This is a genomic window from Pseudoroseicyclus aestuarii, from assembly GCF_003217255.1.
Classification (GTDB): domain Bacteria; phylum Pseudomonadota; class Alphaproteobacteria; order Rhodobacterales; family Rhodobacteraceae; genus Pseudoroseicyclus; species Pseudoroseicyclus aestuarii.
Window position 1 is genome coordinate 113,187 of sequence record NZ_QJTE01000002.1, and the last position, 20,095, is coordinate 133,281.

Genomic DNA, 20,095 nt, shown 5'->3' on the forward strand with positions numbered 1-20,095 from the left:
TTCGCGCGCCGCCCCGCTTCATGTTTCCACAAATACTCAGGCCCGGCTTGCCGCCGCGCGCCGGCCTGCTAGTCTTCGCGCCACCTCGGGGTGCCCGTCACGGGCTGAGATGCGGAAGATACTCCGCGAACCCGTCGAACCTGAACCGGCTCATACCGGCGGAGGGAAGGCACAGGGCTTCGGCTCCTCCCTTGCTCCGCCCGCAACAGGAGGATGCCATGCATCGCACCATTGCGGGTCTCGCGCTCGGCCTCATTGCAGGTCCCGCGCTGGCCCAGGACTCCGCGTCCCAAACGCTCACCGTCTACGCCCCCGACTATTTCGCCTTCGAATCCGGCCCCGGACCGGCGATCAAGCAGGCCTTCGAGGCCGAATGCGGCTGCACCCTCGATTATGTCCTGGGCGAGGTCGTGCCGCAGATCCTGCTCGAAGGGGACCGGACCGAGGCCGACATCGTCATCGGCATCGATTCGACCCAGGCCGCGCAGGCGCGCGGCACCGGCCTTTTCGCGCCGCATGGCGTCGATGCCGCGGCACTGACGCTGCCGATCGGTTGGGAGGACGAGACCTTCCTGCCCTTCGACTGGTCCTACCTCGCCTTCGTCTACGACACCGAGGCGGTGGATAACCCGCCGACCTCCTTCGCCGAGCTGATTGCGCGGGACGATCTGTCCATTGCAATCCAGGATCCGCGCAGCTCTGTCTCCGGCCTCTCGCTGGCGCTCTGGATGGATACCGTCTTCGACGATGCCGAGCAGGCCTGGGCCGATCTCGCGCCGCAGATCGTCACCGTCACGCCCGGCTGGTCGGAAAGCTACGGCCTCTTCCTCGATGGCGAGGTCGACATGGTCCTCAGCTACACCACCTCGCCCGCTTACCAGAGGATGGCCGAGAACGACGATACCGTCGCCGCCGCCATCTTCGACGAGGGGCACTACATGACGATCGAGCTGGCGGCACAGGTGGCCGGCACGGACAATCCGGAGCTTGCGCAGCAGTTCATGGACTTCATCGTCACGCCCCAGTTCCAGTCGATGATCCCGACGGCGAACTGGTCCTATCCCGCCGCCCTCCCGCGCGAGGACTGGCCCGAGGGCTTCCGCGAGCTGCCGATCCCCGACAGCGCGATCTGGCACGACGAGGAGACCGCCGCCGAACGCCGCGATCCGGCGATCGAGGCCTTTCGCAGCGGCATGACCCGCTAGCATGCGGCGGCTGGCCGGCTGGCCCGGCGCCGCGGCCTCCGGCCTCGTGCTGGCGCTCGTCCTCGCGCCGCTCGGGGCCGTCCTCTGGCGCGCGGGCGGCGCCGGCTGGCCCGAGCCCGCCGATTGGGCGGCGCTGCGTTTCACCCTCTGGCAGGCGGCGCTCTCGGCGCTCCTGTCGGCGGCGCTGGCGATTCCCGTCGCCCGCGCCCTCGCCCGGCGCCGCTTCCCGGGGCGCGATCTGCTGGTGCTGGTGCTGGGCGCGCCCTTCATCCTGCCGGTGATCGTCGCGATCCTCGGGCTGATCGCCGTCTTCGGGCGCAGCGGACTGCTGAATGCCGCTCTCGGGCCGCTGGGGCTGCCGCCGCTGCCCATCTACGGCTGGCACGGCGTGGTGCTGGCGCATGTCTTCTTCAACATGCCGCTGGCGGTGCGGCTGATCCTGCAGGGCTGGCTGGCGATCCCGGCCGAACGCTTTCGCCTAGCCGCCAGCCTGAACGCCCCGGTCTGGCGCCTGCTCGAGGTGCCGATGCTGGCGCGGGTGCTGCCCGGCACGCTCGCCGTGATCTTCCTGATCTGCCTGACCTCCTTCGCCGTGGCGCTGACCCTTGGCGGCGGGCCGCGCGCCACCACGGTGGAGCTTGCGATCTACCAGGCCCTCCGCTTCGACGTCGATTTCGGCCGCGCCGTAACGCTGGCGCTGATCCAGGTCGCGCTCTGTGCCAGCGGCGCGGCGCTGGTGCAGCGGGCGAGGCTGCCCGATGCCTTCGGCGCCGGGCTCGGCCGGTCGGTCCAACGCTGGGACGGAGGGCACGTGCTCGACGCGCTGGTGCTGGGGCTGGCCATGCTCTTTCTACTGTCCCCCATGACGATGATCGCCTGGCGCGGGGCGCCGGGCCTCCTCCATCTGCCGCCCGAGGTCTGGGGCGCGGCGCTGCGCTCCCTCCTCGTGGCGCTGGCGGCGACGGCGCTGACGTTGGCGCTGGCCCTGCCCATCGCGCTCTGGGGCCGGTCCCTGGGCACCTTTGCCGCGCTCCTGCCGCTGGCGACGTCGGGGCTGGTGACAGGGACGGGGCTGTTCCTGCTGGTCCACCCCCTGATCGCGCCGCGCCTCGTGGCGCTGCCGGTCACGGTGCTCGTCAATGCCGCGATGGCCCTGCCCTTCGCCTGGCGCGCTCTGGCCCCGGCGATCGAGGCGGCCGAGGCGGGGCACGGGCGGCTCGCCGACAGCATGGGCCTGCGCGGCTGGACGCGGCTGCGCTGGTTGCTGCTGCCCGCCCTCGCGCGGCCGCTCGGCTTCGCGGCGGGCCTCGCGGCGGCGCTCTCGGCCGGGGATCTTGGCGTCATCGCGCTCTTCGCCGCGGGCGATCAGGCGACGCTGCCCTTGATGATGGCGCGCCTGATGCAGGCCTACCGGATGGAGGCCGCGGCCGGCGCCGCGCTGCTGCTGATCGCGCTCAGCCTCGGGCTGTTCTGGCTGTTCGACAAGGGGGGCCGCCGTGCTGCAGCTTGAGGATCTGGTGCTGGCTCAGGGCGATTTTCGCCTGCAGGCCGACCTCGCCGTGCCGGGAGGGGGGCGCGTGGCCGTCCTCGGCCCCTCGGGCGGCGGAAAGTCGACCCTGCTGGCCGCCATCGCCGGCTTCATCGCGCCGCAGCGGGGACGCATCCTCTGGCAGGGGCGCGACCTCGCGCCGCTGGCGCCGGGCGCCCGGCCCGTCTCGATGCTGTTTCAGGACGGCAACCTCTTTCCGCACCTGACGATCGAGCGGAACCTCGTCCTCGCGCTGGACCCGCGCGGCCGGCTGACGCCGGAGCGGCGCGCGCGGATCGAGGCCGCGCTGGCGCGCGTCGGCCTTGCTGGTTTCGGCCCGCGCCGTCCCTCCGCGCTCTCGGGGGGCCAGCAGAGCCGCGCTGCCCTAGCCCGCGCGCTGCTGTCCGAGCGGGATCTGGTGCTGCTCGACGAACCCTTCGCCGCCCTCGGGCCGGGGCTGCGGGCCGAGATGCTGGATCTCGTCACCGAGGTGCTGGGCGCGGCGGGGCGAACCATCCTGATGGTCACCCATGCCCCGGACGATGCCCTGCGTCTCGGCGATCTCGCCCTCGTCGTGGACGAGGGGCGGGCCGCGGCGCCCACCGGGGTGGAGGCATTGCTGCGCGATCCGCCCCCGGGCCTGCGCAACTACCTCGGCCATTGAAATGCAAAACGCCGCCCCGAGGGGGCGGCGTTTCAAGCCGTTCGGCCAAGCAGCGGCGATCAGTGATCACCGTCCTTGTACTTGTGCCGGGCCCAGAGACGCTTGTTCGTGAGGTACAGAAGCACCGCCAGCACGGTCAGGAAGACCACGCCGGTCAGGCCGGCCTGCTTGCGCTGCATCAGCTTCGGCTCGGCCGCCCACATCAGGAAAGCAGAGACGTCCTTCGCCTCCTGCTCCACCTCGGTGGGGGTGCCGTCGGCATAGACGACATCGTCGCCCATCAGCGGCGGCGGCATGGCGATCCAGCTGCCCGGCGCCTCGCGGTGGCCGTGGTCGTCCACGCATTCGCTGGGATAGCCGCCATTGGCAAAGGCGGTGTTGTAGTAGCCGTCGAAATCCTCGGGCGCGCATTCCGGCGCCTCGGCGTAGCCGGTCATCAGCGAGGCGATGTACTCGGGGCCGCCCATGCCGAAGAGGATCTGGTTGATCCCGGTGCCGTAGGGCCCGCTGAACCCGGCCCGCGCCTTCGCCATCAGGCTGAGGTCGGGGGCGTTTTCCAGCGCGCTGCGCGGGAAGTGGTCCTGCGGCGAGGCGGGGCCGAAGGTCCCGTCCTCTCCCTCCACCTCGATGCCGGCGGCATAGGCGCGCATCTGGTCCTCGGGCAGGCCGGGGCCGCCGTCGTCCGAGATGTTGCGGATCGCGACGTATTGCAGCCCGTGACACTGGGCGCAGACCTCGGTGTAGATCTGCAGGCCGCGCTGCAGCTGCAGGCGGTCGAAGCTGCCGAAGGGCCCCTCGAAGGGGAAGTCGTAGTCGTGGATCTCGGTCTCGACGTGCTGCGCGACGGCCGGCGCCGCGAAGGGCGCGGCCAGACCGGCAGCCAGACCGAGGGCGAGCGGAAGGCGGTTGAGCATCTGGCGATCCCTCACTCGGCCGGGTTGACGGCGGTATGGGTTCCGCCGGCCTTGGGCGCGTAATGCGCGTTGAAGTCGTCCTCGATCGTCGCGGGCGGGGTCAGCGGCTTCTCGATCACGCCAAGCAGCGGCAGGATGATCAGGAAGTAGGCGAACCAGTAGGCCGCGCCGATCAGGGCGATGATCGGGTAGATGCCCTCGGCCGGCATGGCGCCCGCCCACATCAACACCACGAAATCCAGCGCCAGCAGGCCGAACCACCACTTAAACATCGGGCGGTAGCGGCCCGAGCGCACCGAGGAGGTGTCGAGCCAGGGGGTCAGCGCCATCACCGCGATCGCGCCGAACATCGCCAGCACGCCGAAGAACTTGGCGTCGATGATGCCGCCGGTGACCCAGCTCGCCGCGATGACGACCCAGACGTCGGCGGTGAAGGACCGCAGGATCGCGTAGAAAGGCAGGAAGTACCATTCGGGCACGATGTGCGACGGCGTCGCCAGCGGGTTCGCCTCGACGTAGTTGTCGGGGTGGCCGAGGAAGTTCGGCATGAAGCCGACGATGGCGAAGAAGACCGCCAGGATCACCGCCAGCGCGAAGAGATCCTTGATCACGAAGTAGGGCCAGAAGGGCAGCGTATCGCGCGAAGCCTCTTCCTTGGAGGTGCGGCGGACCTCGACCCCGGTCGGGTTGTTATTGCCGGTCGAGTGGAAGGCCCAGACGTGCACGATCACCAGCCCGGCGATCACGAAGGGCATGAGGTAATGCAGCGAGAAGAAGCGGTTCAGCGCCGGCTGGCCGACGGCCGATGCGCCCAGCAGCCAGGTTTGGATCGCCTCGCCCACGAAGGGGATGGCGCCGAAGAGGCCGGTGATCACCGCGGTGCCGTGGAAGGACATCTGACCCCAGGGCAGAACGTAGCCCATGAAGCCGGTCGCCATCATCAGCAGGTAGATCAGCATGCCGATGATCCAGGTCACCTCGCGCGGCGCCTTGTAGGAGCCGTAGTAGAGGCCGCGGAAGATGTGCAGGTAGACCGCGAAGAAGAACAGCGACGCGCCGTTGGCATGCATGTACCGCAGCATGTAGCCGCCGTTCACGTTGCGCATGATCGCCTCGACGCTGGCGAAGGCCATGTCGACATGCGGCGTGTAGTGCATCACCAGCACCACGCCGGTGGCGATCTGCAGCACCAGCGCGAAAACCAGGACGACGCCCCAGATCCACATCCAGTTCAGGTTCTTCGGCGTCGGGATGAAGAGGGTGTCGTAAAGCAGCGACAGGACGGGCAGCCGGCCGTTCAGCCAGCGCTCTCCGCCCGTCTTGGGCTCGTAATGATCGTGCGGAATACCGGCCATCTGGCTCCCCTACCCGAGCTGAATCGTATTGGCGTCGACGAATTGCGCCACCGGAACCGGCAGGTTCGTCGGCGCCGGGCCGCTGCGGATGCGGCCGGCCGTGTCGTAGGTCGACCCGTGGCAGGGGCAGAACCAGCCGTTGTAGACGCCCTGCTCGCCCAGCGGCACGCAGCCGAGGTGGGTGCAGACGCCCATCATCACCAGCCATTCCTCGCTGCCCTCGGCCGGGGCCTCGCCCTCGGCGGCGAAGGGCGGCAGGGCGCGGTTCTCGTCCGCCGCCAGGGCCGCGTCCTCGATATTGGCGTTGCGCGCCAGCGGATCGGGCAGGTCGGCGGGATCGACGTCGCGCGCGGCCTCGATCTCTTCCTCGGTACGGCGGCGGATGAAGACGGGCTTGCCCTGCCACAGCACGGTCAGCTGCGTGCCGCTCTGCACGCCGGAGATGTCGACGCGGATCGAGGCAAGCGCCCGCACGTCGGCAGAGGGGTTCATCTGGTTCACCAGCGGCCAGACGGCAGCACCGGCGGCCACGGCACCAGCCGCGGCAGTCGCGTAGTAGATGAAATCGCGACGGGTGGCGCTGTGTGGCTCGTCAACTTGTGACACGAAGCTGCATCCTCGTTCTTCTAGGGGCCGCCGTTTCAGGCTGTTTACCGACAGCACACCCCAGCGTCTAGCGGACATTCTGCCCGTTACCCGCGTGGGGCGACAGTTTTTACGGCAAAAGCTGAAGATTCCGCCGCTGCGACCCTTTTGCCATGGCGCCGCGCTTTTCGTGCGGCCTGTCCGAATCCGACCTTGCCCGCCCGACGCGCGCCTCCTAAATCCCGTTGCAATTGACACCTCCGGGGCCGCGCCGCGACCCCTTTTGCCGGAGCCTTCGATGCGCCTCAGCCTGTGCCTGCCGTTTCTCGCGCTGATCGCGACCCCCGCAGCGGCGGAGATCGAGCTCGGCGTGTATGGCGGTGCGCAGAGCGCCCCCCATTCCGAGGTCGAGATCTCGGACGACAGCGTGATCGGCGACACCTCCTTCACGGCGGGCTGGGACGGCAACTCCTTCGAGGCGCCGCCCTACTACGGGGTGCGCGGCACCTGGTGGCGCAGCGAGAGCCTCGGCTTCGGCCTCGACTTCACGCACCAGAAGATCTACGCCGACGACGAGACGCTGGCCGAATCCGGCCTCGACCGGCTCGAGTTCACAGATGGGCTGAACGTGCTGACGGCGAACGTCTGGTACCGCTGGCCCGAGGCGGCCGCGGGGCTGACGCCCTACGTCGGCGGCGGGCTCGGCGTGGCCGTCCCGCATGTCGAGGTCGAGACCGAAGGGTCGAGCACGGGTGAGTACCAGATCACCGGCCCCGCCGCGGCGGTCGTCGCGGGCGCGAGCTGGTCGCTGAACAGCCGCTGGTCGGTCTTCGGCGAGTACAAGGGCACCTATTCCCAGAACGAGGCCGAGCTCGACACCGGCGGCACGCTGGACACCGACGTTGTGACCAACGCGGTGAACCTGGGCGTCAGCTTCAACTTCTAGGGTTTCAGCCTTCCGGCGGGCGGGTGGCGATCATGCTCTCCCGCTGGGCGAACTTCGCTTCCCATGCGGCGAGGCCCGGCGCCGTATCGCGCCAGCCGCGACCCGGGTGCCGCAGGTCGAGGTAGCCCAGCGCGCAGCCCATGGCGATCTGGCCGATGTGCAGCGGCCCGCTCAGATGGCTGATCCAGCGCGTCTCGGCAGCCTCCAGCGCGCGCTGCACCTTCTTCCACTGCCCTTCGACGATCTCGTCCGACTGCCCCTCGGGCGCGCGGAACTTACGCTCGTAGACCATGGCAATCGCGGCATCCATCAGCCCGTCCGCCGTCGCCTCGAGAGTCAGGACCTCCCATTGGCCGCGCTGCGGATACAGGCCACCGCCGGCGCGGTCGTCGAGATAGCGGGTGATGACGCGGCTGTCGTAGAGCGCGGGTCCGTCATCGCGCACGAGCGCCGGGATCTTGCCCAGCGGGTTCGCTCCGCTGACGGTTGACGGATTGCCCAGCGGATCGGTCGTGACCGCGATTTCCTGAACGCCGGTCTGGCCGGTCTCGCGCAGCACGACCCGCACCTTGCGCGCGAAGGGCGAGGCGGGCGACATCAGAAGCTGCATGGGACGGGCCTTTCCGGTGGGGTCGATACGCCTCTACCTAGAGGCGGCGCCTGCCCCGGCAAGCCGCCTCAGCGCGGCAAGGTCTCGGCCATCTCCTGCATCGCCTGCACCAGCGCGGCGGTGATCCCTGGCTCCGACAGGGCGTGCCCGGCGCGCGGGATCATCTGCAGCCGCACCTTCGGCAGGCCCTGCGACAGCTTCCAGGCGCCCGAGGGTGGGCAGATCATGTCGAAGCGGCCCTGCACGATCACGCCCGGGATGTCGCGGATGCGGTCCAGCCGGTCGAGGATGCCCTGCCCCTCGGCCAGGAACCCGCCGTTCGAGAAATAGTGGTTCTCGAGCCGGGCAAAGGCCCGCGCCGTGGGGCTCGCGCCGTCGCCCGTGGCGCCGTCGTTGTCGATGGAGGCGAGCGCGTTTTCCCAGCCGGCCCAAGCGCGGGCAAAGCGGGTCTCTTCGGCCAGATCGCCGGAGAACAGCCGCCGGTGATAGGCGGCGATGGGATCGGCGCGCTCCTCCTCGGGCAGGTGGCCGATGAACTTGTCCCAGAGCTCGGGCCAGAACTGGCCGGCGCCGCCGCGGTAGAACCAGTCGAGTTCCGCGGCGGTCATCAGGAAGGTGCCGCGCAGCGCCATGGCGCGGGTGCGCGCGGGGTGCTCCTCGGCGTAGATCAGCGCCAGCGTGGCGCCCCAGCTTCCGCCGAAGAGAACCCAGGCCTCGATGCCCAGCACCTCGCGGATCGCCTCCATGTCGGAGACGAGGTCCCATGTGGTGTTGTTCTCGACGCTGGCCGTGGGCCGCGAGCGACCGCAGCCGCGCTGATCGAACAGGATCACGCGCCAGACTGCCGGGTCGAAATAGCGCCGCATCGCCGGGCTGCAGCCGCCGCCCGGACCGCCGTGCAGCACGACGACCGGAATACCCTCCGGGTTGCCGCATTGCTCGACATAGATCGTATGGCCGCCCGGCACCTCCAGCATCCGCTGGTCGAAGGGATCGAGTGGCGGGTAAAGCGGGCTCGGCGCGGGGTGCGGCATTCTGGGGGCGGATTTGTCCATGCCCGTCCTATATAGAAGCCCAGCGCCGCCCGCAAAGACGACAAGAGGATCCCGCCATGAGCAGAACCACAATAGACCCCGACGAAGTCGCCAAGTTCGAGGCGATGGCCGAAGAGTGGTGGGACCCGGAGGGCAAGTTCAAGCCGCTGCACATGCTCAACCCCTGCCGGCTGGACTACATCACCGCGCAGATCGCCGCGCAATACGGGCGCGACCTCGGATCGGAGGCACCCTTCGAGGGGCTGCGCCTGCTCGACATCGGCTGCGGCGGCGGGCTGCTGGCCGAGCCGATGGCCCGTCTCGGCGCCACCGTCGTCGGCGCCGATGCCGCCGAGCGCAACATCCCCGTCGCGCGCACCCATGCCGAATGGTCGGGCCTCGAGATCGACTACCGCCACACCACCGCCGAGGCGATGGCCGCCGCGGGCGAGCGCTTCGACGTGGTGCTGAACATGGAAGTGGTCGAGCATGTCGCCGATCCGCTCGACTACCTGACCGCCTGCCACGACCTGCTGAAGCCCGGCGGGCTACACATCTGCTCGACCCTGAACCGCAATCCCAAGAGCTTCATGATGGGGATCGTCGGCGCCGAATGGGTGATGCGCTGGCTGCCCAAGGGCACGCACGACTGGAAGAAGTTCATCACCCCGGACGAGCTTTATGACCTGCTGCGCCGCGCCGGGATGACGCCGGTGGACCGCACCGGCATGGTCTTCAATCCGCTGGGGTGGAGCTGGTCGCTGTCGAAGCGCGACCTCTCGGTGAACTACGTCACGGCCTCGGTCCGGCCCGAAGAGCCCGCCTAGTACCCCGGCCGGCAGGCATGGACGAGCGTCTCGGCCGGCGCGAAGCCATGCCGCCGGTAAAGGCGCCCCGGCGCCTGATCGGCCAGCGCGACGATGACCGGGACCGCCCCCGGACGGCGCGCGGCGACCCAGTCATATGCCATGTCCAGCAGCGCCCCGGCGATGCCCCGCCGCCGGTAAGCGGCGCGGGTGGCGACGGCCTGGTATCGGGCGACCCGCGCATCGGCGAGGATACCGAGCGACCCGGCGAGGTTCTCTCCGTCGAAGGCACCGAACCAGGCGCCGTGCCCGGCCTGCACCTGCCGCCGCTCCGCCGCGACGCGCCCCGCGATATAGGGGCCATGGGCGGCGGGATCGTAGCCCTCCTCGAGGTCCACTTCCATGCGCAGATCGGCCAGCTGCGCCCAGTCTTCCGCGCGGCCCAGCGCCCGCAGGACCAGCCCCTCGGGCGCGGCGCTGCGGATCAGCGGGCTTGTCAGCGTCAGCACGTCCACGGGCTCGATCTCGAAGCCCAGCGCCTCGAGCGCCGCGTGGCCGGGGCCGGGCCGCATCGCCGGATCGTCCCATTGCAGGGTGCAGTGCGGCGCGCCCGGGAAATCTGCCTCGAACTGCGCGATCTGCGCGCCTGAATCGACCCGCCCGTGCCGGAAGATCAGGCTGTTGCCGTCCCAGTAATCCGGCTGGCCGGGCGTGCGCAGGATCAACCGATCCTCCCGCACCTCGACCACCGTCTCCGCGCCCATCGCCAGAAGATCGCTCGCCAGGCCGAGGGCGCGCAGCATCAGTCCACCTCGCCCAGCCGCAGCCGCAGCTCGCGCAGGATCGGCAGGGCGGCGCGCGCGCGTTCGGCCCCGACGCGGTCCACCACGTCCGAGATCAGCGGCGTGATCGAGGCCACGGCGGCATCGCGCGCCACCTGCCCCGAGGCGCTGATCGAGACCATCTTGCGGCGCGCATCCTCCCAATCCGGGCGGATATGCACCCAGCCGTTCCATTCCAGCTTGCCCAGCGTGTTGGTCATCGCGCTGCGCGAGAGGTGGAAGGTGCGCGCCAGCTGCGCCGGAGAGCGTTCGCCCTGCGCGAAGGCGAGGTGGTTGAGCACCGAGAAATGCGACAGCTCCATCCCCTTGGGCAGCACGCGGGCCATGGTATTGCGGGCGAGCTGATCGACGGCGAGGATCTCGCTGAACAGCGACACGGCAAGGGCTTCGGTCGGGCGGCTCATCTCATGGCCCCTCGAAGGCACGGTCGTGGGTCAGCGCCGGGATGCGGGCGCGGGCCGTCTCGCAGGCCGGAATGTCGAGGTCGACGTAACCGACGCCCGGCGCCTCGCCCATGTCCAGCCGCACCTCGCCCCAGGGGGCGACGGCCATGGAATGGCCCCAGGTCTCGCGCGCCTTGTCGGTGCTGGTGGGATGCGTGCCGCTTTGCGCCGCGGCCAGAACCCAGGCGCCGGTCTCGATCGCGCGGGCGCGCAGCAGCACCTCCCAATGGGCGGCCCCGGTCGGGCGGGCGAAGGCCGAGGGGACGAGCAGCACCTGCGCCCCCGCCTGCGCCAGCGCCCGGTAGAGGTAGGCAAAACGGATGTCGTAGCAGATGCTCAGCCCGAGCCGTGCGAAACCGGCATCGGCGATGACCGCCTGCGCGCCGGGGCGATAGCCGGCGGATTCGCGGTAGGTCTCGCTTTCGCTGACCGTGACGTCGAACATGTGCATCTTGTCGTAGCGCGCCGCGATCTGCCCGTCGGGGGCGATCAGGAAGCTGCGGTTGGCAAAGCGCCCGTCGGCATCGCCGGTCTTCAGCGCCAGCGATCCGACCGACAGCCATATGCCGGCGCGGGCGGCTTCGTCCCGCAGGGCGGCGAGGGTCGGATCCTCGGCCTCGGTGCGCAGCACCTCCTGCTGCCGCGGGCGGCTGGCGCTGACGCAATTGGTGACCTCGGGCGTGCAGACGAACCCGGCGCCTCCTGCCGCAGCCTCGCGCAGCATGGCGCGGGTCGCGGTCAGGTTGGCCTCCGGGTCGTCGCCCGAGCACAGCTGCAGCAGCGCGGCGCGCATCAGCGCCCCAGAAGCCCGTCCAGAGCGCCCCTGTCCTCGAGCGCGAAAAGCTCGTCGCAGCCGCCGATATGCGTCCCGCCGATGAAGATCTGCGGCACGGTGCTGCCGCCATTGGCGCGGCGGATCATCTCGGGGCGCTTGTCCGGATTGGCGGCGATGTCGGTTTCCTGGTAGCCGACGCCCTTCTGCGCCAGCAGCCGCTTGGCGGCCTGGCAGAAGCCGCAGGTGGGCTTTGTATAGAGTTCGACCTCTGGCATCGGGGTCTCCTGTCCTTGCGTGTCCCCCTTTACCTATGCGTCCTTGACCACGCGGGCCAGTGTCAGAACGTCGATCCGCGCCGCACCGGCCCTGCGCGCCGCCTCGGCCGAGGCCGCCAGCGTCGCGCCGGAGGTCATCACGTCGTCGACGATCACCACCGAGCGGCCCCGCATCAGCGCGCCGCGGCGCGGGTGCGGCGCGATCGCGCCGTCGAGCGCGGCAAAGCGGGCCTCGCGCCCGTGCCCGTCCAGCGGGCGAGTGGCACGAAGGCGGATCAGCGCATCGGGGCAATGCGCGGCGCCTACCGCCCGCGCCGCAGCCCCGGCCAGCAAGGCGGCCTGGTTGTAGCGCCGCCGCAGAAGCCGCAGGGGATGCAGCGGCACCGGCACCAGAAGCACATCGGGCCCAAGGATGCCGCGCCCCGCCCGCGCCATCCACCCGCCGAGGGTGCGCACGAGGTCGGTCCTGTCGCCATGCTTCAGCGCCAGCACCATCCGCCGTCCGCCGCCCGCGTAGACCAGCGCGCTGCGGCCCCGGCCCCATGGCCGCGCCAGCACGAGGCAGTCGTCGCAGCGCTCGGATCCATCGCCCTCGCCCGGCAGGGGCGCGCCGCATTGATCGCAGCACAGGCCGGCGGCGAATCGCGTCTCGCCCCAGCAGAGGGGGCAGAGGGCGAAGTCCGCCTCGGTCAAATCGCCGCAGAGGACGCATCTGGGCGGGTAGATCAGCCGCACCGCGCTTTCCATCGCTGCCAGCACCGCCTATCTCCCCCTCATGCCGCTGTTCGATCCAGATGCCATCGCGCGCCACCGCGCCCGCGCCGCCCGGCAGGGCCCCGCTCTGTTCCTGCACGAGGAGGTCGCCGACGGCCTTCAGGAGAGGCTGGAAGAGGTTAAGAGAACCTTTACCGCCCCCGCCGTCGTGACCCCCTGGCCGCAGGTCTGGGAGGGGCGCCTGCCCGGCGCCCGCGTCCTGCCCGACACCGAAGTGCTGGATCTGGCGGAGGGCGCGCATGACCTCGCGATCCATGCGCTCTCGCTGCACTGGCACGAGGATCCGGTAGGCCAGCTGGTGCAGCTGCGCCGGGCGCTGCGGCCCGACGGGCTGCTGATGGCCGTGCTCTTCGGCGGCGAGACCCTGGCCGAGCTGCGGGCCGCGCTGACCCATGCGGAGGTCGCGGTGACCGGCGGGCTGTCGCCCCGCGTCGCCCCGATGGGCGAGATCCGAGAGCTGGGCAGCCTGCTGCAACGCGCCGGGCTGGCGCTGCCGGTGGCCGACAGCTTTACCCTGACGGTCAGCTACGAGACGCCCTTCCACCTGATGCGCGATCTGCGCGCCATGGGCGAGACGAACGCGCTCGAGGCGCGGCTGCGCCGCCCGACGGGCCGCGCGGTCCTGGCCGAGGCGGCGCGCAGCTACGCGGAGCTGCACGCCGGCCCCGACGGCCGCGTGCCCGCCAGCTTCGAGATCGTCACGCTGACCGGCTGGGCGCCGCACGAAAGCCAGCAGAAGCCGCTGCGCCCCGGCACCGCCACCCATTCCCTAGACGATGCCCTGCGCCGCGTGCAGCAGGGCGAGACCTGAAGGATCCGCGCCGATGAAAGACTTCGTCAGTTCCAGCGATGCCGCCGCCCAGCGTCCGGCCCATGCGCCCGGCGACCATCCGAAGCTGCCGCCCGAGCGGATCGGCATCCTGATCGCCAACCTCGGCACGCCGGACAGCCCCGGCTACCGCGACATGCGGCGCTACCTGTCGGAGTTCCTGTCGGACAAGCGGGTCGTCGATTACTCCGCCTGGCTCTGGCAGCCGCTGCTGCAGGGGGTGATCCTGTCGCGCCGGCCGCAGAAATCCGGCGCCGCCTACCGCTCCATCTGGAACGAGGAGGCGAACGAGAGCCCGCTGATGACGATCACGCGCCGGCAGAACGCGGCCCTGCGCGCCCATTTCGAGGCGCTTTACGGTGACCGGGTGCGGGTGGAGTTCTGCATGCGCTACGGCAACCCCTCGACCAAGGACGTGCTGCGCAAGATGGAGCAGGAGGGCTGCCGGAAGATCGTCTTCTTCCCGCTCTACCCGCATTACGCCGGGGCGACGACGGGCACCGCCTGCGACCAGCTGTTCCGCGTGTTGATGAAGGAGAAGTGGCAGCCGAGCGTGCGCACCGTCGCGCCCTACTACGACCGCCCCGACTACATCGCCGCGCTGGCCGAGTCGGTGCGCCGCGCCCATCCCGAGACGCGGCCCGAGGTGCTGGTCTGTTCCTACCACGGGCTGCCGCAGCGCTACCTGCGCGAGGGCGACCCCTACCACTGCCAATGCGCCAAAACGACGCGGCTGCTGCGCGAGGCGCTGGGATGGGACGACGTGCGTATCGTCACGACCTTCCAGAGCCAGTTCGGCCCCGAGGAATGGCTGCAGCCCTACACGGTCGAGGAGGTGGCGCGGCTGGCGAAGGAGGACGGCGTGCGGCGATTGTCCGTGATCTCGCCGGCCTTTTCCTCCGATTGCATCGAGACGCTCGAAGAGATCAACGAGGAAATCCGCGAAAGCTACGAGCATGCGGGGGGCGAGAGCTTCACCTACGTGCCCTGCCTCAACGACGATCCCGAGCATATCGCGGTGCTGGCGCAGGTGATCGAGGAGAACCTCGGCGGCTGGATCGGCTGAGGCGGCGGAAGCGGGGGGCCAGCCCCCCGCGCCCCCCGGAGTATTTATCGAAACATGAAGAGGCGCGCGCCTCAGATCAGCACGACCTGCGTGCCGACCTGCGCCAGTGCGAAAAGCTGCTCGATATGCTCGTTGTAGAGGCCGATGCAGCCGTTCGAGCTGCGGCGACCGATCTTGCGCGTGTCGTGGGTGCCGTGGATGCGGTAATACTGCCACGAGAGGTAGAGCGCGTAGGGGCCGAGCGGATTGCCCGGATCGCCGCCCTCGACCACCTCGGGCCACTCGGGGTTGCGCTGGCGCATCTCGGGCGTGGGGCGCCAGGTCGGGTTGGTGACCTTCTGCGTGACCGATGTGCTGCCGAGGCGCGTCAGCTCGGGCGTCAGCGGCACGCTGGTCGGGTAGAGGCGGTAGATCGATTCGTCCGCGCTCCAGTAATGCAATGCGCGGCTTTGCGTGTCGCAGAGGATCGCGCCGCCGGCGAGGCTGCTGAAGTAGGGCCGCCAGTCCAGCGTGCGGAAGGCCGAGACATTGTGCCGGACCGAGGAGGAGACGGAGGATTCGATCTCGGTCGAGCCGGCCATCTGCGCCAGCGCCGGCGCGGCGAGGGCGCTGCCCAGCGCGGCGGCGGACCCGGCGAGAAAGCGGCGGCGGGTGGATGGGGTGGTCATCAAAGGGGCTCCTTGGGATCGGGCGAAAGGGTGTAGCCGGCCTCGCGCCAGGCCGAGGCGGCGCGCGGCATGTCGCCCTGGGCGATCAGGACGAGATCGCGCGAGGCGGTGGAAAGGACGAAGAGGCCGAGGCCGGCGCGGGCGATGGGCGCGCTGACCGAGGCCACGACGCCGGGCGCGTCGATGGGCCCCGACTGCTCGACCCGAAGGGCGGTGAAGGGCCCCTCGGCGGCGAGGTCCGGCGGGGCCATGCCGGCGGGGCAGAGAACGGTCGTCTCGTCGGGCTCGGCGATCAGGGCCCAGACGGGGCCGGGGCGCAGCCAGTCCGGCAGGCCGGCGCCGGCGGGAAGGCGCACCACCTCGTGAAGGCCGGGCAGGACGGTCAGGCGGCGGTCTGTCTTCGGGGGCATCGGCGGCGGTCGGTCGCGCAGCGGCCCGCGGGCGTGGGGCCTCTGGCGGGCATAGCGCCGCGCCGGGCACCGCGTCCACTCACGGCGCGGTGAAGGCGGCGGCGGACCGCCGATAGGCTTTTGACCTGTGGCCCGGGCGCCGCTAAAGCGGATCGGTTCATGCCGGAGTTCCCCTGAATGCATCGCCGCGCCTTTCTGATCGGCCTTCCCGCCCTTGCAGGCCTTGCCGCCTGTGGTGTCCCCGCCTCGCAGCTGGGGCCGGACGGCCTGCCCCTGCCGCAGGTCTACCGCATCGACGAGGCCGTCGCGGGCGAGATCCCCTTCCGCATGCTGGACGGGCTGAACTCCCTGCGGCAGGCGCGCGGCGTGCCCGCCGTGCAGCTCGACCCGCAGCTGACCGCCGCGGCGGCGACCCATTCGCGCGACATGAGCGTGCAGAACCGGCCGTGGCACTTCGGCTCTGACGGATCCTCGCCGCTGGATCGGCTGCGGCGGGTCGGCTATCAGGGCCGGCTGATCGGCGAGGTCATCTCGGAAAGCTACGAGACCGAGCTCGAGACGCTGGCCGCCTGGGCCGGAGACCCCGAGACGCGGGCGATCCTTCTCGATCCGCAGGCGGTACGGATGGGGGTGTCCTGGCTGCAGGAAAGCTCTGGCAAGATCTGGTGGACGATGGTGCTGGGCGCCTGACGGCGCGCGTCCTTGATCAGCCCCCCTCGCGCCTCAGGGCGCGAGGATGATCTGCGTGTTGTCGCGGACCATGGCGTAGATCTCGTCCATCTCCTCGTTCATCACGGCGATGCAGCCGGCGGTCCAGTCGGGCCGCCCCGCGACCTGGGCGGGCGTGCCGTGGATGAAGATATCGCCGCCCGGCTCGCGCCCCATCGCCCGCGCCAGCGCGCGGTCGTTCGCGTTCGGATAGGAGATGCCGATCGAGAGGTGATAGGCGCTGTTGGGGTTGCGCCGGTCGATGCGGTAGACGCCCTCGGGCGTGCGACCGTCGCCTTCCCAGCGCTTCGGCCCCTGCGGGTTGAAGCCAAGCTGGAACTTGTAGGCCTTCAGCGTCTCGCTGCCGCTCATCAAATAGAGGCTGCGGGAGGATTTGAAGGCCATGACGCTGGTGACCGGCGGCCCGCTATAGGTCGGGATGGTCTGCCGCGCCCCGCATGCCGCGAGAAGCGCGGGTGCGCCAAGGATCATGGTCCGTCTGGTGATGCTCATGGATATGCCTGCCCCGGTCTTGCGCCGAATGAGACCCGCGATACAGCGATTCTGAACGTCGGGGAAGCGGGCTTCAGCCGTTTAGCCGGAAAGATGTCGCCAATTCGACATGGCTCGACCAGCGGAACTGGTCGACCACGGTGATGGGCGCCATGGCATAGCCCGCCTCGATCAGCACCTTCGCGTCGCGGGCGAAGCTGGCGGGGTTGCAGGAGACGGCGGCGATCACCGGCACCCGCGCCTCGGCCAGTGCCTGCACCTGCGCCGCGGCACCGGCGCGGGGCGGGTCCATCACCGCCGCGTCATAGCGCTGCAGCTCGTGCGGCAGCAGGGGCCGGCGGAAGAGATCGCGTGCCTCGGTGCTGACGCGCTTCAGCCCCTGCGCCCCGCGCCAGCCGCGATCCAGCGCCGCGAGCATCGCGGCCTCGCCCTCGACCGCATGAACCTCGGCCCGCGCGGCGAGCGGCAGGGTGAAGGTGCCGCAGCCGGCGAAAAGGTCCACCACCCGCGCGGCATCGCCGACGGAGACCTGCACGCAGGCCAGAAGCGCCGCCTCGCCCTGCCGCGTGGCCTGCAAGAAGGCGCCGGGCGGCGGCACGACGCTGGCGGTGCCGAAGCGCTGGGCCGGCCCCTCTTCCATCGCGACAGGCTCTGTCCCCCATGTCAGCCGCGAGAGGCCATGCGCCTGCACGAGGCGGCCCAGCTCTTCGCGCAGGTCCTGCGTCAGCGCGCGATCGGTCTCGACCGCGACGTCCGGCCCCTGCGGCGAATCGGTGACGGTCAGCCCGACCTCGCCCTTGCGCGAGGCGGCGAGCATCGTGATCGCCTCGAGCGCGGGGAGGGCGGCCTTGAGGCTGGACAGCAGCAGCCGGCAGTCCGGCGTCTCGATCAGCGTGTGGCTGGCGCGGGCGTGGAAGCCGACGATGGCGCCCTTCTTGGTGCGCCGCCCGGCCAGCCGCGCGCGGCGGCGGCTGTCGGGGGGCGAGGTCTCGACCCCCGCGATCGCGGCCTCGAGGCCCTGCGCCTGAAGCGCGCGGCGGACGATGCCGGCCTTCCACTCCGCCACGAAGGGGTCCGAGGCGTGCTGGACGGCGCAGCCGCCGCAGGCGCCGTAATGGCGGCAGGGGGGCGCGACACGCTCGGGCGCGGGCTCGATCACCCGGGGACTGCCGTCCTCGCGCAGCTCGACCTTCTCGCCGGGCAGGCTGCGGGGGACCAGCGTGCCGTCCTCGGCCCGGCCCATGCCGTGATGTGTCAGCGCCTCGATCCGCATCATTCGGCGGCCTCCTGGATGAAGCCGCCCGATTGCCGCGCCCAGTAGCGGGCGTAAAGCCCCTCCTGCGCCAATAGCGCGTCATGCGTGCCCTGCTCGACGATGCGGCCCTGGTCCATGACCACGATCCGGTCCATCTGCGCCAGCGTCGAAAGGCGGTGCGCGATGGCGATGACGGTCTTGCCGACCATCGCCTGTTCCAGCGCCGCCTGAATCTGCGCCTCGACCTCGGAATCGAGGGCCGAGGTCGCCTCGTCCAGCACGAGGATCGGCGCGTCCTTGAGCATGGCGCGGGCCAGCGCGATGCGCTGGCGCTGGCCGCCCGAGAGCTTTACCCCCCGCTCGCCCAGATGCGCGTCATACCCCTCGCGTCCCTTGAAGTCCGAGAGAAGGCGGATGAAATCGTCCGCCTCGGCCTGGCGGGCGGCGGCGACGATGTCGCCCTCCTCGGCGTCCGGGGCGCCGTAGCCGATGTTCTCTCGCGCGCTGCGGTTGAACATGGCGGTGTCCTGCGTGACCATCCCGATCCGTCGGCGCAGGCTGTCCTGCGTGACATGGGCGATGTCCTGCCCGTCGATGGTGATGCGCCCCTGCTCCAGATCGTAAAGCCGCAGCAAAGCCGCGACGAGCGTCGACTTGCCCGCGCCCGAGGCGCCGACGAGGCCCAGCTTCTCGCCCGCGCGGATATCGAGGTCGATGTCGCGGATGCCGCCATGCGGGCTGTCGTAGGTGAAGCTGACGCTATCGAAGCGGATCGCGCCTTCGGTCACCTCCAGTTCCGTGGCATCGGGGGCGTCGGTCAGGGCATGCGGCGGGGCGAGGGTCTGCATCGCATCCTCGATCTCGCCGACGTGGGAATACATCGCCATCAGGGTGAAGCTGACCCATCCGGTCATCTGCGACAGGCGCAGCGCGATGGCGCCCACGGCGGCGATATCGCCCGGGCTGGCCTGGCCGCGCGTCCAGAACCAGAGGGTCGATCCGACCAGCAGCACCGGCAGCGTGCCGGCCAGCGTCATCAGCCAGAAGCGAAAGCCGGTGGAGACGAGGCCGAAGCCGGTGGAGCTGTCGCGAAAGCGGCCCATGGCCTGGATCGCGGCGCGATCCTCATGAGCGGAATGGCCGAACAGCTTGACCGTCTTGATGTTGCTGATCGTGTCGACGACCTGCCCCGTCACCATGGCCCGCGCTGCCGCCCGCGCCTTCGAATTGGCGCGAATCTTCGGCATGTAGATGCGGATCAGCACGACATAGGCGAAGAACCAGACCGACAGCATGAGCGCGGCCCAGACATCGATTCCGGTCAGCAGCAGCAGCGATCCCACGACCGAGGCGATGGCAAAGAGGATCGTGTTGATGAAGTCGGTCGCCAGATCCGTCGCCGCCCGCGCCGCCTGCATCTGCTTCTGGCTGATCCGCCCGGCGAAATCGTTGTCGAAGAAGGTGACGGCCTGCCCCAGCGTGTGCCGGTGCAGCCGCGACAGCACCAGCGTGAAGGAGCTTGGCGCGACAGCGACCGATTGCAGCAGCGCGTTCAGGCCCTGGCTAAGCGGGCGGGCGACGATGAAGAAGACCGCCGCCCCGATCATCAGCCACAGGTTCTCACCGAAGAGGGACGAGGCCTCCGAGGCCAGCGCCACGTCGATGACATGGCCCAGGATGCCCGCAGCCAGCACCTCGAGGATGCCGGCCACGACAGAGACGGCGCCAGCGACCGCCATGATGCCGAAGCTGCCGGTCAGCGCCCAGCGCAGGAAGGGCACCAGATCGCGCGGCGGCGGGCCGTCGCCGGGGGTGAAGGGCGCGATGCGGTCGGCCAGCCAGCCCAGCCGCATCGGCGCGCGCGGCTGCGAGGCGCTGTCTGACGGATCG

At 70.3% G+C, this 20,095-nt stretch carries 23 protein-coding genes and 1 riboswitch; of the genes, 8 read left to right on the forward strand and 15 right to left on the reverse strand.

Annotation, left to right across the window (positions count from 1 at the left end; genetic code table 11):
- Positions 1-76 precede the first annotated feature (76 nt).
- Positions 77-184: riboswitch (TPP riboswitch) on the forward strand.
- Positions 185-218: 34 nt separating this feature from the next.
- From thiB to DFP88_RS05305, 3 genes are read left to right on the forward strand one after another with little or no spacing between them, the layout of a single operon-like run.
- Positions 219-1,205, forward strand: a complete 987-nt coding sequence (thiB, locus tag DFP88_RS05295; protein ID WP_110813433.1) for a thiamine ABC transporter substrate binding subunit — start codon at positions 219-221, stop codon at positions 1,203-1,205.
- A gap of 1 nt (position 1,206) precedes the next feature.
- Positions 1,207-2,715: an ABC transporter permease family protein gene (locus tag DFP88_RS05300; RefSeq protein ID WP_110813434.1), complete on the forward strand. Its 1,509-nt coding sequence runs from the start codon at positions 1,207-1,209 to the stop codon at positions 2,713-2,715.
- A complete protein-coding gene (locus tag DFP88_RS05305) occupies positions 2,702-3,397 on the forward strand; it encodes a thiamine ABC transporter ATP-binding protein (RefSeq protein ID WP_110813435.1) in 696 nt (231 codons plus the stop codon). Before DFP88_RS05300 ends, DFP88_RS05305 begins: the two co-directional genes overlap by 14 nt.
- A gap of 59 nt (positions 3,398-3,456) precedes the next feature.
- Here DFP88_RS05305 and DFP88_RS05310 read toward each other — a convergent pair whose 3' ends face one another.
- Genes DFP88_RS05310 through petA form a run of 3 tightly spaced genes read right to left on the reverse strand, consistent with a single transcriptional unit; the run spans position 3,457 to position 6,272 of the window.
- A complete protein-coding gene (locus DFP88_RS05310; protein WP_110813436.1) occupies positions 3,457-4,311 on the reverse strand; it encodes a cytochrome c1 in 855 nt (284 codons plus the stop codon).
- An 11-nt stretch (positions 4,312-4,322) separates the two neighbouring features.
- A complete protein-coding gene (locus DFP88_RS05315) occupies positions 4,323-5,666 on the reverse strand; it encodes a cytochrome b (RefSeq protein ID WP_110813437.1) in 1,344 nt (447 codons plus the stop codon).
- Positions 5,667-5,675: 9 nt separating this feature from the next.
- Positions 5,676-6,272, reverse strand: coding sequence for a ubiquinol-cytochrome c reductase iron-sulfur subunit (gene petA / locus DFP88_RS05320; RefSeq protein WP_220032293.1), 597 nt, complete (start codon positions 6,270-6,272; stop codon positions 5,676-5,678).
- A gap of 277 nt (positions 6,273-6,549) precedes the next feature.
- Between petA and DFP88_RS05325 the strand changes: the two genes are divergently transcribed.
- A complete protein-coding gene (locus DFP88_RS05325) occupies positions 6,550-7,197 on the forward strand; it encodes an outer membrane beta-barrel protein (RefSeq protein ID WP_110813439.1) in 648 nt (215 codons plus the stop codon).
- A 4-nt stretch (positions 7,198-7,201) separates the two neighbouring features.
- On the opposite strand, the gene DFP88_RS05330 is transcribed toward DFP88_RS05325, so the two are convergent.
- Entirely contained in the window at positions 7,202-7,807 is a 606-nt protein-coding gene (locus DFP88_RS05330) for a glutathione S-transferase (RefSeq protein WP_110813440.1), read from the reverse strand.
- A gap of 68 nt (positions 7,808-7,875) precedes the next feature.
- On the reverse strand, positions 7,876-8,841 hold the full coding sequence (gene pip, locus DFP88_RS05335) for a prolyl aminopeptidase (RefSeq protein WP_245904704.1): 966 nt from the start codon (positions 8,839-8,841) through the stop codon (positions 7,876-7,878).
- A 77-nt stretch (positions 8,842-8,918) separates the two neighbouring features.
- Here pip and ubiG point away from each other — a divergent pair, with 77 nt between their 5' ends.
- Positions 8,919-9,668, forward strand: a complete 750-nt coding sequence (gene ubiG, locus DFP88_RS05340) for a bifunctional 2-polyprenyl-6-hydroxyphenol methylase/3-demethylubiquinol 3-O-methyltransferase UbiG (RefSeq protein WP_110813442.1) — start codon at positions 8,919-8,921, stop codon at positions 9,666-9,668.
- Here the strand turns inward: ubiG and DFP88_RS05345 are convergent.
- The 5 genes from DFP88_RS05345 to DFP88_RS05365 are packed head-to-tail and all read right to left on the reverse strand — an operon-like array spanning position 9,665 to position 12,729.
- Positions 9,665-10,450: a GNAT family N-acetyltransferase gene (locus DFP88_RS05345; protein ID WP_110813443.1), complete on the reverse strand. Its 786-nt coding sequence runs from the start codon at positions 10,448-10,450 to the stop codon at positions 9,665-9,667. The genes ubiG and DFP88_RS05345 overlap by 4 nt on opposite strands.
- Entirely contained in the window at positions 10,450-10,893 is a 444-nt protein-coding gene (locus DFP88_RS05350) for a MarR family winged helix-turn-helix transcriptional regulator (RefSeq protein WP_110813444.1), read from the reverse strand. The genes DFP88_RS05345 and DFP88_RS05350 overlap by 1 nt, the downstream gene beginning before the upstream one ends.
- A gap of 1 nt (position 10,894) precedes the next feature.
- Entirely contained in the window at positions 10,895-11,725 is an 831-nt protein-coding gene (locus DFP88_RS05355) for a carbon-nitrogen hydrolase family protein (protein WP_110813445.1), read from the reverse strand.
- Positions 11,725-11,982 (reverse strand): glutaredoxin 3, encoded by a 258-nt coding sequence (grxC, locus tag DFP88_RS05360; protein ID WP_110813446.1) that lies wholly within the window; start codon positions 11,980-11,982, stop codon positions 11,725-11,727. Before grxC ends, DFP88_RS05355 begins: the two co-directional genes overlap by 1 nt.
- A gap of 33 nt (positions 11,983-12,015) precedes the next feature.
- Positions 12,016-12,729 (reverse strand): ComF family protein, encoded by a 714-nt coding sequence (locus DFP88_RS05365; protein WP_110813447.1) that lies wholly within the window; start codon positions 12,727-12,729, stop codon positions 12,016-12,018.
- Positions 12,730-12,757: 28 nt separating this feature from the next.
- On the opposite strand from DFP88_RS05365, the gene DFP88_RS05370 reads away from it, so the two are divergent.
- Both DFP88_RS05370 and hemH read left to right on the forward strand, forming a co-directional pair.
- The gene (locus tag DFP88_RS05370) at positions 12,758-13,567 is read left to right on the forward strand and encodes a methyltransferase domain-containing protein (protein ID WP_110813448.1); all 810 of its coding nucleotides are present in this window, start codon (positions 12,758-12,760) and stop codon (positions 13,565-13,567) included.
- A 13-nt stretch (positions 13,568-13,580) separates the two neighbouring features.
- Positions 13,581-14,651 (forward strand): ferrochelatase, encoded by a 1,071-nt coding sequence (gene hemH, locus DFP88_RS05375; protein WP_110813449.1) that lies wholly within the window; start codon positions 13,581-13,583, stop codon positions 14,649-14,651.
- Between the two features lie 71 nt (positions 14,652-14,722).
- On the opposite strand, the gene DFP88_RS05380 is transcribed toward hemH, so the two are convergent.
- On the reverse strand, positions 14,723-15,319 hold the full coding sequence (locus DFP88_RS05380) for a L,D-transpeptidase (protein ID WP_110813450.1): 597 nt from the start codon (positions 15,317-15,319) through the stop codon (positions 14,723-14,725).
- Positions 15,319-15,729, reverse strand: coding sequence for an ACT domain-containing protein (locus tag DFP88_RS05385; RefSeq protein WP_181418566.1), 411 nt, complete (start codon positions 15,727-15,729; stop codon positions 15,319-15,321). The genes DFP88_RS05380 and DFP88_RS05385 overlap by 1 nt, the downstream gene beginning before the upstream one ends.
- A 177-nt stretch (positions 15,730-15,906) precedes the next feature.
- Here DFP88_RS05385 and dalA point away from each other — a divergent pair, with 177 nt between their 5' ends.
- Positions 15,907-16,419, forward strand: a complete 513-nt coding sequence (gene dalA / locus DFP88_RS05390; RefSeq protein ID WP_110813452.1) for a divisome-associated lipoprotein DalA — start codon at positions 15,907-15,909, stop codon at positions 16,417-16,419.
- A 33-nt stretch (positions 16,420-16,452) separates the two neighbouring features.
- On the opposite strand, the gene DFP88_RS05395 is transcribed toward dalA, so the two are convergent.
- The 3 genes from DFP88_RS05395 to DFP88_RS05405 all read right to left on the reverse strand — a co-directional run bounded on the left by DFP88_RS05395 (position 16,453) and on the right by DFP88_RS05405 (position 20,058).
- A complete protein-coding gene (locus tag DFP88_RS05395) occupies positions 16,453-16,950 on the reverse strand; it encodes a L,D-transpeptidase family protein (RefSeq protein WP_110813453.1) in 498 nt (165 codons plus the stop codon).
- Positions 16,951-17,023: 73 nt separating this feature from the next.
- Positions 17,024-18,226: a class I SAM-dependent RNA methyltransferase gene (locus tag DFP88_RS05400; protein WP_110813454.1), complete on the reverse strand. Its 1,203-nt coding sequence runs from the start codon at positions 18,224-18,226 to the stop codon at positions 17,024-17,026.
- A complete protein-coding gene (locus DFP88_RS05405) occupies positions 18,223-20,058 on the reverse strand; it encodes an ABC transporter ATP-binding protein (protein WP_110814143.1) in 1,836 nt (611 codons plus the stop codon). Before DFP88_RS05405 ends, DFP88_RS05400 begins: the two co-directional genes overlap by 4 nt.
- Positions 20,059-20,095: the final 37 nt, after the last annotated feature.